17 protein-coding genes and 1 pseudogene are annotated in these 13,759 nt (G+C 60.4%); 10 read left to right on the forward strand and 8 right to left on the reverse strand.

Translation table 11 applies throughout. The annotated features are described in order from the left end of the window. Positions 1 to 7 precede the first annotated feature (7 nt). Complete coding sequence (locus tag ACOGXC_RS07835; protein ID WP_419917647.1) at positions 8 to 1,609, reverse strand: McrB family protein; 1,602 nt, start codon at positions 1,607 to 1,609, stop codon at positions 8 to 10. A gap of 141 nt (positions 1,610 to 1,750) precedes the next feature. Between ACOGXC_RS07835 and ACOGXC_RS07840 the strand changes: the two genes are divergently transcribed. Continuing rightward, the gene (locus tag ACOGXC_RS07840; RefSeq protein ID WP_419917648.1) at positions 1,751 to 2,068 is read left to right on the forward strand and encodes a helix-turn-helix domain-containing protein; all 318 of its coding nucleotides are present in this window, start codon (positions 1,751 to 1,753) and stop codon (positions 2,066 to 2,068) included. On the opposite strand, the gene ACOGXC_RS07845 is transcribed toward ACOGXC_RS07840, so the two are convergent. Next, positions 2,055 to 3,014 carry an ISL3 family transposase gene (locus tag ACOGXC_RS07845; RefSeq protein ID WP_419917649.1) on the reverse strand — a complete coding sequence of 320 codons (960 nt, stop codon included), beginning with the start codon at positions 3,012 to 3,014 and terminating at the stop codon, positions 2,055 to 2,057. The two genes, ACOGXC_RS07840 and ACOGXC_RS07845, sit on opposite strands and share 14 nt — an antisense overlap. A gap of 501 nt (positions 3,015 to 3,515) precedes the next feature. Here ACOGXC_RS07845 and ACOGXC_RS07850 point away from each other — a divergent pair. From ACOGXC_RS07850 to ACOGXC_RS07860, 3 genes are read left to right on the forward strand one after another with little or no spacing between them, the layout of a single operon-like run. Further along, positions 3,516 to 3,734 carry a hypothetical protein gene (locus tag ACOGXC_RS07850; protein ID WP_419917650.1) on the forward strand — a complete coding sequence of 73 codons (219 nt, stop codon included), beginning with the start codon at positions 3,516 to 3,518 and terminating at the stop codon, positions 3,732 to 3,734. 7 nt (positions 3,735 to 3,741) lie between these two features. Beyond that, positions 3,742 to 4,179, forward strand: coding sequence for an IS30 family transposase (locus ACOGXC_RS07855; protein ID WP_419920046.1), 438 nt, complete (start codon positions 3,742 to 3,744; stop codon positions 4,177 to 4,179). Positions 4,180 to 4,237: 58 nt separating this feature from the next. After that, complete coding sequence (locus tag ACOGXC_RS07860; protein WP_419917651.1) at positions 4,238 to 4,459, forward strand: hypothetical protein; 222 nt, start codon at positions 4,238 to 4,240, stop codon at positions 4,457 to 4,459. 3 nt (positions 4,460 to 4,462) lie between these two features. Here ACOGXC_RS07860 and ACOGXC_RS07865 read toward each other — a convergent pair whose 3' ends face one another. Beyond that, positions 4,463 to 4,819, reverse strand: coding sequence for a hypothetical protein (locus tag ACOGXC_RS07865; protein ID WP_419917652.1), 357 nt, complete (start codon positions 4,817 to 4,819; stop codon positions 4,463 to 4,465). 205 nt (positions 4,820 to 5,024) lie between these two features. Between ACOGXC_RS07865 and ACOGXC_RS07870 the strand changes: the two are divergent. Together ACOGXC_RS07870 and ACOGXC_RS07875 are read left to right on the forward strand one after the other, a co-directional pair. Beyond that, positions 5,025 to 5,270, forward strand: a pseudogene (locus ACOGXC_RS07870) (transposase); the annotation flags it as partial. A 190-nt stretch (positions 5,271 to 5,460) separates the two neighbouring features. Continuing rightward, positions 5,461 to 5,844, forward strand: coding sequence for a hypothetical protein (locus ACOGXC_RS07875; protein ID WP_419920099.1), 384 nt, complete (start codon positions 5,461 to 5,463; stop codon positions 5,842 to 5,844). A 1-nt stretch (position 5,845) separates the two neighbouring features. On the opposite strand, the gene ACOGXC_RS07880 is transcribed toward ACOGXC_RS07875, so the two are convergent. Both ACOGXC_RS07880 and ACOGXC_RS07885 read right to left on the reverse strand, forming a co-directional pair. Next, entirely contained in the window at positions 5,846 to 6,334 is a 489-nt protein-coding gene (locus ACOGXC_RS07880; protein WP_419917653.1) for a Swt1 family HEPN domain-containing protein, read from the reverse strand. Between the two features lie 216 nt (positions 6,335 to 6,550). Continuing rightward, positions 6,551 to 6,982 (reverse strand): DUF2335 domain-containing protein, encoded by a 432-nt coding sequence (locus tag ACOGXC_RS07885; protein WP_419917654.1) that lies wholly within the window; start codon positions 6,980 to 6,982, stop codon positions 6,551 to 6,553. A gap of 441 nt (positions 6,983 to 7,423) precedes the next feature. Here ACOGXC_RS07885 and ACOGXC_RS07890 point away from each other — a divergent pair, with 441 nt between their 5' ends. Genes ACOGXC_RS07890 through ACOGXC_RS07905 form a run of 4 tightly spaced genes read left to right on the forward strand, consistent with a single transcriptional unit; the run spans position 7,424 to position 11,329 of the window. Next, a complete protein-coding gene (locus ACOGXC_RS07890) occupies positions 7,424 to 8,626 on the forward strand; it encodes an amidohydrolase family protein (RefSeq protein WP_419917655.1) in 1,203 nt (400 codons plus the stop codon). Positions 8,627 to 8,685: 59 nt separating this feature from the next. Beyond that, entirely contained in the window at positions 8,686 to 9,552 is an 867-nt protein-coding gene (locus ACOGXC_RS07895) for an amidohydrolase family protein (RefSeq protein WP_419917656.1), read from the forward strand. 30 nt (positions 9,553 to 9,582) lie between these two features. Beyond that, positions 9,583 to 10,062, forward strand: a complete 480-nt coding sequence (locus tag ACOGXC_RS07900) for a nitroreductase/quinone reductase family protein (RefSeq protein WP_419917657.1) — start codon at positions 9,583 to 9,585, stop codon at positions 10,060 to 10,062. A 55-nt stretch (positions 10,063 to 10,117) separates the two neighbouring features. Continuing rightward, positions 10,118 to 11,329, forward strand: coding sequence for a DegT/DnrJ/EryC1/StrS family aminotransferase (locus ACOGXC_RS07905; RefSeq protein ID WP_419917658.1), 1,212 nt, complete (start codon positions 10,118 to 10,120; stop codon positions 11,327 to 11,329). Positions 11,330 to 11,470: 141 nt separating this feature from the next. Here the strand turns inward: ACOGXC_RS07905 and ACOGXC_RS07910 are convergent, their stop codons facing one another. The 3 genes from ACOGXC_RS07910 to ACOGXC_RS07920 all read right to left on the reverse strand — a co-directional run bounded on the left by ACOGXC_RS07910 (position 11,471) and on the right by ACOGXC_RS07920 (position 13,740). After that, complete coding sequence (locus tag ACOGXC_RS07910; RefSeq protein WP_419917659.1) at positions 11,471 to 11,968, reverse strand: pyridoxamine 5'-phosphate oxidase family protein; 498 nt, start codon at positions 11,966 to 11,968, stop codon at positions 11,471 to 11,473. A 6-nt stretch (positions 11,969 to 11,974) separates the two neighbouring features. Further along, positions 11,975 to 12,604: a GTP cyclohydrolase II gene (gene ribA / locus ACOGXC_RS07915; RefSeq protein ID WP_419917660.1), complete on the reverse strand. Its 630-nt coding sequence runs from the start codon at positions 12,602 to 12,604 to the stop codon at positions 11,975 to 11,977. A gap of 116 nt (positions 12,605 to 12,720) precedes the next feature. Further along, positions 12,721 to 13,740, reverse strand: coding sequence for a zinc-binding dehydrogenase (locus tag ACOGXC_RS07920; protein ID WP_419917661.1), 1,020 nt, complete (start codon positions 13,738 to 13,740; stop codon positions 12,721 to 12,723). Positions 13,741 to 13,759: the final 19 nt, after the last annotated feature.

Consider the following 13,759-nt stretch of genomic DNA (forward strand, 5'->3'; position numbering starts at 1 on the left):
AGGATATTCACTCCTCAGGCTGATCCTCCGAGGAGGAATCCGGTTTGGAGTCATCATTTGTGGAGCTTGAGATCTCACGGAGTCTATCGAGTTGGAACTCGTCAATTCGATCATGTTCACCGAAGAGCAGCTCCCTCACATGGGGTAGGATCGAATGCTCCCAGATGCGTTTGATCCACGGCTCGTCAAGGTTATTCCCCATGGCAATGAAATGGCTCGGACCAATCGCGTAGTCCCGGTCACCCAATAACTCGTTGGCTTTCTCAACCACACCGGCAAGCCACATCAACTCCGGTTTGTTGTCCTTCAACCACTTTGGCAAAACATCGGAGATTGGAGGCTCGTCCGGGTAGAAGTCAACGAAGTAGAAGCGGCGGCGCAAGGCCGAGTCCACAAGCGCGATGGATCGGTCAGCGGTGTTCATGGTCCCGATGATCCAAAGATTCTCAGGCAATGAAAACGCCTGTTTCGAGTACTGCAAGTGCATCTCGTCATCCCGGTACTCGAGCAGGTAGTACAGCTCGCCAAGGATTTTCGCAACATTGCCCCGGTTGATCTCGTCGATGATAAGAATATGCTTCGCATCCGGCTCTTTTGCCGCCGCAGCAGCCGCCCGCTTCAGGGGGCCAGCCTGCAACTTAAAGCCCGGTTGACCCTCAATCAGGGCCGGTCTGTAGCCCTCAACAAAATCCTCATAAGCATAAGACGGATGAAACTGGACAACACTCACCCTATCCTCGGCTCCGGTTAGGTAGGCAGCGAGTCGGCGGGCAACAAAAGTCTTACCAGTCCCCGGTGGCCCCTGCAATATAACCTGCCCGCGATTCTCCAAGAGCGTTCCAATTTCTTCAAGGAACTCCCCATTTAGATAAAGTTCCTCGGCCAACTTTTCCAGAGGGTGGGGCGGTGGTTGACCCTCTTTACTGTCATTCATCAGTTTGCCTCCTTTTTTGTGCATGTCCCAGATTGACCACACCAGCCCTCGAGCTTCAAGCCGGTTCTTTACCTCAATCCCACGTTCATTGCACTCTCTAATCAAAGTGTCGAGAAAGTCTGAAGCATACTCATAGATGTCGCTTTCGGAATCCGTGGGGAACTCAGAACGACCAACCAATTTATAACAGTTTGTAAACCTCTCCCAGGCAAACAAAGGGTTTTCATCCACTTCACAAGCCAATAATAATACCGATGCAAGACTAAGGCTAGTACCTGGTCTTGGTATAACTCCAGCAATTTGACTACAGAACTTTGTAATTCTATCCACCAAATTACCTTCACAGTCCCAAATGACTTCTAAAGCCTCGCGCCCTTTAGCTTCATTATCTTCAACCCAGTAGAGGAAACCTTTTCTATTTTTATTATCTTTAATATAGCTCCAGCGGATAAAGTGATTGATCTCTTTATGTTGGAAAGCTTTATCTAATTCGTCTTTCCAGCTCGAGCTACTCTCACCTGCCTGAAGAGCTTCCTTAGCTTTTACAAAGTACTTTGCAATATCACGTTTGTATTCCTGTACAGAGTCAAACTCAGGATCATTAAGAAAACGTGCGCACCAGCCGCAGAACTCATCCCACTTCTCGGCAGAGCCCAAATGCTCAGCATTGTTCATAGTTCAGCAAATCCTCCTATAGGCACTAGAACTATATGTGATGGTTCGCAGAGGGTAGGAAGGCTCCACCGGTGATCGCGACAGGTCGGCCATGATGGTCGATCAGAAACATTGGCGAGTCACCGGTGGAGGTGTTCCAGTATGGCACAGAGGTTGTGTGCGAGCGAGCGTGCCCGCATCGAGACGATGGTTGGGATGGGGGTGGGGACAGCCGAGATGGCCCGCCGGTTGGGCAGGAGCCGCTCCGCGGTGTGGCGGGAACTTCGGCGCAACGGGGGTGGTTCGACCTATCGGGCGGATGCGGCCCAAGCCGCTGCCGATGTGCGGGCTTTGAGGCCTCGTGTGTCCAAGTTGGCCGCAGATCCGGTGTTGGCCGACGCGGTGGCCGGGTTGTTGGCTGATTGTTGGTCACCTCATGCGATCTCAGATGCTCTCCGCAAACGGGCTATTCGCGTTTGAGCGGGGTTTTGTGGGTTCTGATTCTTGTGGTGGGTGTATTTTGGTGGGGTTTGTGGCCGGTGGCAACTAGGATGCGGAGTCGGTAGTTGCCGATGTTGGTGTAGCCTCTGGCTTTGCGTTTGATGTCTTTGATTTTGGCGTTGGCGGCTTCGGTTCGGGCGTTGGTGGTGGCGGTGGCGACGCTGGTTATGGTTTCGGTGTGCCAGCGGTTGAGGGTACCGGCGAGGGCTTGTAGTTCTGGGGGTGCGTCGGGATCGGAGCAGTAGGCAATAGTGTCGTCGAGGCGTTGGGCGGCGGTTTGGGGGTTGGTGGTTTTGAAAATGGATCGGGTTTGTTCTTTGGCTTGCCAGCACTCGAGGACCTCATCGCAGGGGTCACCGGCTTTGAGGGCTTGGTGTAGGCGTTGCCAGCCTCGGGGGTCCAGCCGCTCGGCGGCCATCAGTAGGAGTTTGCGGATCCCGTAGAGAGGGTCACCTTTGCGGCCCCGGTGACCGGTGGTTTGTTGCTGGGTGCGTTGACGGGCCCGAGTGATGGCCTGGTTGGCCAGCCGGACGATGTGGAACGGATCGGTGGCCAACCGTGTGCCGGCTGGTAACAGGCCCTGGGCTATGAGGGCTCGAATGGCTTTTCTGTACCCCTCGTGGGGATCACAACACACCACCCGAATATTTTGTCTCCACCCCCGGGGTTGTGCACTCACCCATTTGTGCAGGTCATTGGCATCGCGGCCGTCGAAGACATCTATGACCTGGCCGGTCGCGGTGTCCACCGCGGCGGTGATGTAGCGGCACCGGCGCCGGCGGGTGGCGGAGTTCATCACGGTCTCATCGAATCCCACCCCGAAGGTGGCCCCCACCCTGTCGGGATCATCGGCCCGCTGTTTTAGTTCCGGTTCAACTGCTGACCAAACGGTGTGCCAACCCGACCGCCAAACTACAAGCCACACCGGCGACCGAGCCCTCCACCGCGGCCAACACCTCAACCGCGTGAGCTGCGGCCCGACGTGTGAGCTGGCAGCGAGGCTTCGCCAAACAGTGCTGCTCAGTCCATGTCTTGGTCTCACAATCAGCGTTCCCGCAAACCCATAAACGCTTGTTCCACACCACCCGCACCCGGTGACCCCCCGGGATGCAAGCATCCCGCAACCGGGTTCTGCGTCGCCCCTTGGACCTGGCCCTGTGACCGCACCGCTCACAACAAACCCGCCGACCTGGAGGTGTCTCCACCTCCACCACCACCTCGCCATCAACCACACACTGGCCGGTCACCACCAAACCCAACGCACCGTAACCCAACACCCAACTAACATCAACCACCAGGGACCTCCCGACTCCACGACTATGTGACAGTCACAAGAATCGGCGAGGCCCCCACCCAAAAGACAGACCCCACCCAAAAACACCCCCTCCCCACTCAAACGCGAAGAGCCCGCAAACGGGGGTTGCGGGTGTGCGCAGAAACGATCTACCGGGCCTGTTACGACCCCACCGGACGCAGCGGCCTAGCAGCCGATAGCTGGAAACTCCTGGTACGACAACGCCGCCGGCGCAAACCCCGAAGCCGTTGCGAGCAGGCGAAACGCTCCGTGCTGGGCGATTTCCGGCCCATAGCGCAGCGCTTCCGCAATAGTCGCCACCCGAGCCGAGGCGGGCCACTGGGAAGGTGATCTCATAATCGGTGCGAACAACCAATCCGCCGTAGCCACCCTGGTGGAGCGCACCAGCCGCCACACCCTGGTAGTGCCACTACCCGATGGTTACGATGCCCGAAACACCGCCAAAGCCGTCACCGCAGCACTCGGCCGTCAACCCGCCGGGATGGTCAAAACCCTGACCTGGGACCAAGGAACAGAAATGGCCAAATGGGCCGACATCGAAAAAACCCTCAACATACAGATCTACTTCTGCGAACCCCGATCCCCCTGGCAACGACCCACCAACGAACAAAACAACGCCACACTCAGACGCTGGCTACCCAAAAGCACCAACCTCAACATCAGCCCAGTACGCCTCGCCATCATCGAAGACCTAATCAACACCATGCCCCGCAGACTCCACCACTGGCAACCCGCCCAAACCATCTACACTAAACTCTGTCGCGATCACCAATAGAGCCTACCGGTCTTTGACAAAGCGCCTTTCTCGCCGGCTGGTCCGCGATGCGAAAACGATGACGGTTTCGGCAACCGCGCGGTGTCACAAACTGAGCTGGCATCTGGTGATGGGTGTGCTCAGCGCTTGGGCGGGGCTCGTCGCTGACCGGCACCGCCGACAAACCTGCCGGGTGTTGCTGGTCGATGAGACATCAATGCGTAAACGGCACCGCTACGTCACGGTGCTGGTCAACGGTGACACCGGCCAGACCCTGGCTCCTGTACCACACCGGCTTTAAACTTTACCCAATTATTCCCCTCTTCACAAAATATTGCTTCCGGAGGTCTATAAGTGGTTTGCCGTCATCAGTACACCATTTTTCCCACCCATTACAGTTCAGAATCCGCTCTTTTTCTCTTCCTGGCTGAGCTGCTACGGTATTGGCTGCTTTTTTTGCTGCTTCTGAAGGAGAATTGCAAGTCAAGTTATCAGTGAATTCAAAAATGCCACTTTTCAGCAACTTGATTTTTCCGGTGTCCAATACTTCAGCCCAATAATCAACTCCATACTCCTTACGATCCCATGTGAGTTTAGCTCCTGCTTGCAGCAAACCTTCGTCAATTAAATCCTTAACCAGAAAATCGCGATTCCTAATCATATATCTACCTCGACTAATCCACGCTTTCTCAGCCGGTTTATCCTCCGAGCGGTCACGCCCCCTATGCTCTCCCCGTCCGCCCCCACGGCCACGCTCCTCCTTAGAGCGCGCGCAGATAGGTGACCATCCACCTGTCGTTGTGTTGGTCCGGCTTTGATGTCGGGTAGTTACTCAACGACAACGACATGGTGGAGGTATTGTAATCATGCTTGCTTTGGATCCGCGGGTGGTGGATGCTGTGTGGGCGGCGGTGGAGCCGCTTGTGCCGGTGCGGGGGGAGGTGTTCCATCCGTTGGGTTGTCACCGGCCGAGGATCCCTGACCGTGACGTGTTTGAGGGGATCTTGTTGCGATTGGTGACCGGGTGCTCTTGGGATGTGGCCGGCCGGTTGGGCAAAGGCGGTGAAACGGTGTTGCGCACCCGGTTCAACGAGTGGAACGCCCAGGGTGTGTTCGAAGGTGTCGTCACCGAAGCCATAGAGGGCTACGACCGCGTTGTGGGCATCGATTTGTCCGAAGCATCGGTGGACACCTCGACCCACAAAGCACCCTGCGGTGGGGAGGGAACGGGTAAAAGCCCTGTTGACAGGGGCAAATCCGGGTGGAAATGGTCGCTTCTGGCGGACCGTAACAGCTATCCCAGTGGGTTGGGCCGCTGGGGCCGCGAACCGTCACGACCAGCAACTGTTCGCTCCCACTTTGGCGGCCACAGCACAACGCGGTCTACACCTAGACATCGAGACCCTGCACCTAGATCGCGGCTATACCGGTGAGCCCGTCCGCCGAACCTGCTGGAGCTACGGAATCGAAGACATCGTCTGCGCTCCCAAACGAGCACCCGCCACCACCCCCCAAGAACCCAAACCCATACCCCTGGGGAAACGCTGGACCATAGAACCCTGGCTATCCAACTTCGGACAACTACGCCGCAACACCGACCGCAACACCAAAGCACGCCTCGGCCAACTCGCACTCGCCATCACCCTCATCATCACCATCAAACTCACCAAACTCAACCCCGACTAACCTATCTGCGCGCGCTCTTAGTAGGATTATCTTTCATTTCCTCGGTAGGCTTATCTTCCGGACGGGACCCCTCCCCATAGAGCTGACGCATCAGATTCTCTCGCAGGCTACGGATCTGCTTGCGTTCTTCTGCGTTGTCGAAGGCTTCCAGAATCCTCTCCATCGAGTCAAGTGCCCTGAGGATGTCATCGCTAGACAGGGCCTGCTGATGAGCCCAACGGTTACGCACATCGGCCACCTCAAACACCAGCGAGCGCACCGATGGCCCGAGCGACTGGCCAAAGACCTGAGCCCACGTGGCCTTGAGAGCGTTGAACAGAAAGGCTACATCATCGGGGTTTGGGTTGTGCTGAGGTCTGTGGAGTTCTTGGTTGACTCTGTTGAGCCAATCCTCGCCGTAGTGTTTCTGCCAGGTTTTCTTACACACTGGTACTAATCCGTCACGCAATAACTTTAGGGCCAGATTCACCTGGTCTATATTGGATATCATGGGAAGCTCCTCTCGAGCATCAGCACAGAGTAGATTATAGAAGATTTGGGCTGGTAAGCTGGCTTTTCACGTTGCCCCACCCACCAGCCTGCCAGTCCAGATCAAGGCTGGTGACAGGCGACTCCTTGTTTCTGGCGAAAAACCAGCAATTGAATTCCAGATACTTGGTCACGTCAATAAATTCATTCAGCTACCGTCTGTGTAGGCGTCTGAAGACTACTGTCGCTTGCTACCAACAACAAAAACTGCTACCAGCGAGACAAGGTTGGTTGATGCCAGCACAGTTCCGTAGATGCCATGCCCATTGTTGACCAGCCAGCTTGAGAGGCCCACGACAAGAATCGTCACCAATAATCCAGAGCAAACCCCAAGCAGAGAGTGACGAGAATCCCGTTTGGCCTGCTGCTCGCCCATTCTCTGCTGATGAGCAATGCATAATTCTGCCATTGTGATGATGCGATCCGCAGCACCTGGCATCACCGATTCATACTCTTGTAGATCATCAGGTGGAGGAAGAGGTCCTATGCGCAGATGCCTGGACATGGCAAGACGCACCTCGGTCGAGCTTGCCTCCTGGGCAGATTCTGCTTTTTCGGCCGCCAGGGCTTGTTCTTCAGGTTTCTTCAGGTCTGGAGGATGCTCGCTCACCGGGTTGAGCCGGGAAACTGTCCCATGGCAGTTCGGAGAGCGTCGCCTACAGTCAGCCAGCCGTTTGCCAGTGCCTCGGTGGCGGCCTCGTGCAAATCGCCTTCAGACCGGCGTTTGGGTCTCAGATTGCCCGCGAAATCAAAAATAGAGGCTGCTCCAAGCAGGAACGGCGACCTACGAGTGCTGGACATACACATACCTCCGTTCTCGGTTACCCGCACTATAGCTGGGTTGATAACAATTCTCCCCAACAAAACCCTCAAACCGTCTGAACCGGGCGGAGTTGGCCTGATTTGGGGGGATGGGTGGGGCAACTTGTAGCTGGGCCCTGGTAGGGGGGACAATGCCGAGCAGTCCCAACCCGTATGGCGGGAGCTGTGATCCGGCATCGGGAGGGGGAAGATACCGTCCAGCCCGATTGCCCCGATTGCGAGGTGCCACATGGCCGAGCTGCCGTTCAAGGTGTTCGATGCCGACAACCACTACTACGAGGCCACCGATGCCTTCACCCGCCACATCGACCCAGCCATGAAGAAACGCTGCATGCAGTGGGCCAACATCGACGGCAAGACCCGCCTGCTGGTCGGAGGCAAGATCAACCGCTTCATCCCCAACCCCACGTTCGACCCGGTGTCCAAGCCGGGAGCGCTCCAGGACTTCTTCCGGGGCCGCAACAAGGACGGCGTGGATGTCAAAACCATGTTCGGCGAGCTCGACCCCATCTCCGAGCGCCCCGAGTACCGCAACCGGGACCAGCGCCTGGCGCTGATGGACACCCAGAGCATCGAGGCGGCCCTGTTCTTCCCCACCCTGGGGGTGGGCATGGAGCAGGCTTTGCGCCACGATCCCCCGGCAGTGACCGCCGCCTTCGGTGCCTTCAACCGGTGGCTGGCCGAGGACTGGGGCTTCGCCTACCAGGAGCGCATCTTCTCCGCGCCGATGATCTCGATGATCGACGTGGACTGGGCGGTATCCGAAGTGGAGTGGGCCCTCCACAGCGGGGCACGCATGGTGGTGATGGTGCCCGGCCCGGTGCCCACCCCCGATGGCGGCAGCCGCTCGCCGGGCATGAGCGAGTACGACCCGGTATGGGCCCGCATTGCCGAGGCCGGCATCACCGTGGGCATGCACGGCGGCGACGGCGGCCTGCACGACTACAACGAGTGGTGGGAGCCAACCGACGACTTCCAGTCGTTCCGCACCTCCCCGTTCAAGCAGATCACCGGCCATGATCGCCAGATCTTCGACACCATGGCCGCCCTGGTCTGCCACGGGACATACGACCGCCACCCCAACCTGAGAATCGCCTGCATCGAGAACGGGGGTATGTTCGCCCCCCGGCTGGTGGAGGAGCTGAAGATCGCCTACGGCAAGATGCCCCACGAGTTCCGGTCCGACCCGGTGGAGCAGTTCCTCACCCACGTCTGGGTGTCGCCCTACTACGAGGACGACATCGACCTGATCAAGGAAACGATGGGGGCCGATCACATGCTGTTCGGCTCCGACTACCCCCACGCCGAGGGGTTGGAAGTGCCCACCGACTTCATCTACGACATTCCCAACTTCACCGATGCCGAAACCAGGGCCATGATGCGCGACAACGCCTGGGACGTGATTACCCCCCGCTCCGCATCAGCGGCCTGAGCCCGAAGCACTTACCCGAACCGAACACGGCCATAACCGAACAGGAAAGGAACACCTCAATGGGCATGCCCACCGACATCGCCATCATCGACACCATGGTCGGGTTCCCCAAACCCGACTTCTCCACCTACGACTTCATCCGGGCCCAGACCAAGGACACCCAGTCGTCCGAGGAGTTCGACTTCCCGGTGGAGTACATGTTCAAGGGGGTTCCCAAGGAGCTGTACGGTACCGGCGACGACCCCGTCCGGGTGGTTCTGGGCGAGATGGACCGGTTCAACATCGAGATGGCCATGGTCTCCTGCGAGGACGAGACCGGGCAGCGGGCGATCAAGAACCATCCCGAGCGGTTCATCCCCTCAATGAGCGTGGATCCCAACGACGTGATGGGCGAGGTGCGGCGCATGGATCGGCTCCACCGGGAATGGGGAGTGAGAGCGGCCGGGGCGTTCCCGTCCGGCTGCTTCCCCCAGGTGCCGATCGACGATGCGAAGTTCTATCCCATATACGCCAAGTGCGTGGAGCTGGACATCCCCATCTTCGTGTGCGCCGGTGTGCCCGGCCCCCGATTCCCGTTCTCTCCCCAGCACGTGGAACGCATCGACCGGGTGATGTACGACTTCCCCGAGCTCACCTTCGTCACCCGCCACGGTTGCGAGCCGTGGGAGGATCTGGCGGTGAAGCTGATGCTGAAGTGGCCGGGCCTGCACTACTCCACCTCGGCGTTCGCTCCCAAGCACTACCCCGAGGCCATCATCCGCTACGCCAACACCCGGGGGGCCGACAAGATCATCTACGCCGGCTACTTCCCGATGGGCCTGTCGCTGGAGCGGATAATGACCGAGATGAAAGATGTGCCCTTCCGGGACAAGGTGTGGCCCGGCTTCCTGCGGGAGAACGCCCGGCGGGTTCTGAAGCTGGGCTGAGCAACCGCACCGAACAAAAGGAGATAACCAATGAGCGATCAAAAGGTTGAGCAAACCTGGGAGACCCCCTCGCTGGAGGAGATCCCGGTCATCAGCAAAATGCATGTGGAGGCCATGGAATCCAGCGACGATCCCGAGGTGTGGGGTCAGGTGGGCATGCACCATGTGCTGATCCGCACCATCGGGCGCCGTTCGGGCACCGAGCACAAGGTGGCGCTGCCCTACTGGCGGGATCCCGAAGGCCACCGCATCGTGGTGGCATCCTTCGCCGGGGCCAAGGCCCATCCCTCGTGGTACTTCAACATCGCCGACAAGGAGGCCAACCCCGAGCTGCTGGTCACCGAGGTGGGCCACCGGTTCTGGGCCGAGGCCGACATCTGTGACGAGGACGACTACCGGGCCACCTGGGAGGGCCTGGTGGCCGACCGGGCCTGGTACGCCGATTACCAAGCCAAAGCCCCCCACCGACGGATCCCGCTGGTACGACTTATCGAAAAGCGCCCAGCCTGAACAAGACCCCGCTGGTACGACTTATCGAAAAGCGCCCGGCCTAGAGTGAATCGCCATGGAAGATAGACCGGTTAGAACCCTGCCACCGGCCGGGGCCATTCAGGACGAGCGGGAGATCGAGGCGGTGATGAACGTGCTCCGCTCGGGGAACCTGTTCATCGGCGAGAACGTGGCCCGCTTCGAAGACGAGGTGTCAACCCTGCTGGGCAAGAACCGGGGGGTCATGGTCAACTCGGGTTCCTCGGCCCTGCTGCTGGCCATCGGGCTGCTCGATCTGGAACCGGGCGACGAGATCATCACATCGGTGCTCACCTTCTCCACCGATGTGGCCCCAATGGTGCAGCAACAACTGGTGCCGGTGTTCGTGGATGTCGAACCCGACACCTTCCAGATCGACGTGAACCGCATACCCGAGATGATCGGCCCCCGCACCCGGGCCATCCTGGCCCCCAACCTCATGGGCAACTGCCCCGACTGGGATGCCATCCGGGCCATCGCCGACGAGCACGGGCTCAAGGTGATAGAGGATTCCTGCGATGTGCTGGACACCCGGCTGCGGGGCACCCGGATCGGCACCCGCAGCGACATCAGCGTCACCAGCTTCGCCATCTCCCACTCGCTCACCTGCGCGGGCAACGGCGGCATGGTGGCCATGGACGACCCCGAAATGCACGACAAGTGCCTCACCCGGCGGCGCTGGGGACGGCGCTCGGAGTCGTACCTGTACGGCTCCCGGCAGGGGCAGGAAACCCGCTGGGGTCCGCTGGAGGATGGCACCATGTACGACCAGATCTTCATCTTCGACGACATCGGCTACAACCTCGAGCCGTCGGAGCTGGGGGCGGCCTACGGGCTGGTGCAACTAACCAAGCTCCAGGAGTTCAACGCCCGCCGCCGCCATGCCTGCGACCGCTACAACGACCTGCTGGTCAACCACACCGACAAGGTGATACTGCCCCGCACCACCCCCGAGGTGGATACCACCTGGATGCGCTACGGGTTCATCCTGCGCCCCGAATCGGGATACGACCGCACCGAGGTGCAGAACTTCCTGGAGGATCGCAACGTGCAGTCCCGCATGATCTGGACGGGGAACATCCTGCGCCAGCCCGGTTTCGCCAACATCGAGCACCGGGCCCCCACCGGCGGCTTCCCCAACGCCGATCTGGTGATGAGCCACGCCCTGTCCATACCCACCCACCATGGTCTGGGGTCCGACGACATCGGCTATGTGGTCGATACCCTGACCGACCTGTTCGGCGGCTGATCCCCGGGCAGGCTCAGCGGCCGGGGCTGCTCAATCGGGTACCGGTTGGCAGGACCAGCCCGCGGCCAACACTCCCATATCAGCCGCTGCCCTCCATCGGCTACCAGTTATCAGCCGCTCTCCTCAATCGGCTACCAGTTATCAGCCGCTGTCCTCGATCCACGCCGCGGTGACGGCCGCCTGCTTGGTGCCGTCGAAGGAGATGCGCTGGGTGGGCTCCACCTCAAGGATCACCCGCCGGGGCGAATCCAAAAAACCCGCAAAGTGTCGCTGCATCTCCTCCTGGGGATGCAGCGCAGCAGCCAGCCTGGGGTAGAACCAAGCCTTGGTTTCGGCATCGTCATGCACGCGGCAGATGCCCTTGTAGGTAACCGTCTGCTTCTGCGGCACCCCGGCAGCACCCTTGCTGGTCACCACCACGCACACCCTGGGGTCACGGCGCACCGCGGCCACCCGGGCCCGCTGGCCGCTGGCGGTGAGCCAGAACCGACCCCGATACCAGATGAAGCTCATGACGACCCCCACCGGCCACCCCTCCTTATTGGCCCAGATGAACGTGCACTCGGTCTGGGCGGCCAGCATCGCCTCCTCGGCCTCGGAGTCCAGACCCCACCCCGATACATCCTCGTAGTTAGCCACCTCTCGCTACACCAGGTTGAGCAAGTGGCCGAGGCGCTGCTGCTTGGTGCGGAGATAGTGCTCGTTCTCCGCTCGGGGAGGCACCTCCAGGGGGACCCGGCGGCAGATCTCCAGGCCGAAGGCGGCCAGGCCGTTGTGCTTGGTGGGATTGTTGGTCATGAGCGCCACCCGCTCGACCCCAAGCTCGGCCAGGATGGCGACACCGATACCGTAGGTGCGGTCGTCCACCGGCAGGCCCAGCTCCAGGTTGGCGTCCACCGTGTCCCGACCCTCGTCCTGGAGGGCATAGGCCTGCACCTTGTGGCCTATGCCGATGCCCCGACCCTCATGGCCCCGCAAGTACACCAGCACCCCGTTACCGCAGGACGCTATGGCAGCCATGGCTGCGTGGAGTTGAGCCCCGCAATCGCAGCGCCACGAACCGAACACATCACCGGTCAGGCACTCGCTGTGCACCCGCACCAGCACCTCGCCCCCGGTAGCCACCTCACCCAGGGAGAACGCCACATGCTCCTGGCCGTCGTCGGTTGACCGGAAGGCGTGGCAGGTGAACCGGCCCCACTTCGTGGGCACCTCGGTGGTGGCAATCAGCCGGGCCGGGCCCACCGGCGGCTCCCCACGGGATGCAAGCGTCATCGTCGGGTCAGGTCTTTTGGCTTCGGAGCATCATCAAGGTCGCAGCGTACCGCCGGGGTGCGGCCGGCATGTATTCAGACCACTCCTGGCCGGGGTCCGGCCGGCAAGTAACCAGATCATTCCTCGCCGATATCCAGCACGGTGCGGACCACACCACCGGTGTCCAGCTCATCGAGAGCGGCGGTGACTTCATCCAGAGGGCGGTGCCGGGTCACCAGTTCGTCCAGCAGCAGCCGGCCGGAGCGGTAGAGATCGAAGATCCACGGGAAGTCCCGGGCCGGGGAGGAATTGCCGTACATGCTGCCGGTCAGGGCCTTCCCGAAGTAGATCTCGGTGGCATCGATATGGAACGGGGTTCCCGCGGGCGGGCCCCCCACCATTACCGCCAGACCCCCCATGCCGATCGAGTTCCAGGCATCCATGTAGGTAGCCCCGGAGCCGATCACCTCGAAGGCGTAGTCGGCCCCCCGGCCACCGGTCATCTCCATCACCACCGCCACCGGATCGTCATCGGACGCGTTCACCGTCCGGGTGGCACCGAAGGTCTCGGCCAGGGCCAGCTTGGCGGCCAAAAGATCCACCGCCACGATCTCCGCGGCCCCCATGAGCCGGCAGCCCTGGATCACGTTGAGGCCCACGCCCCCGCAGCCGTAGACCACGCAGGTGCTTCCCCGGTGCACCCGGGCGGTGTTGACCGCCGAACCCACTCCGGTGGGCACTCCACAGCCCACCAGGCAGGCCACATCCAAACCCACATAGTCGGGAACAACCACCGCCTTCGAGAAGTGGACAACGGCGTGCTCCGCGAACGAACCCACCGTGCAGAACGAGTGATGGACCTCACCAGCGCGCTCGAAGCGATGCCCGCCGTCGTAGTAAGTACCGATGGGGAACCCCATGTACTCCCGGCAGCGGTTGGCAAAGCCCGAGGCGCACGGGCGGCACCGGCCGCAACTGGCCACCAGAGACAGCACCACCCGGTCGCCGGGCCTTATGCCGGTGACCCCCTCCCCCACGTGCTCCACCACTCCGGCCCCCTCGTGACCCAGGATCATGGGGGTCTCCCAGTCGCGATTGCCGTGGTAGACATTCAGATCGCTGTGACATATCCCACTGTGGGTGATCCTCACCAGCACATCCTGGGGGGCCAGGTTG

The organism is Candidatus Poriferisocius sp., assembly GCF_965202595.1.
GTDB lineage: Bacteria > Actinomycetota > Acidimicrobiia > Acidimicrobiales > Bin134 > Poriferisocius.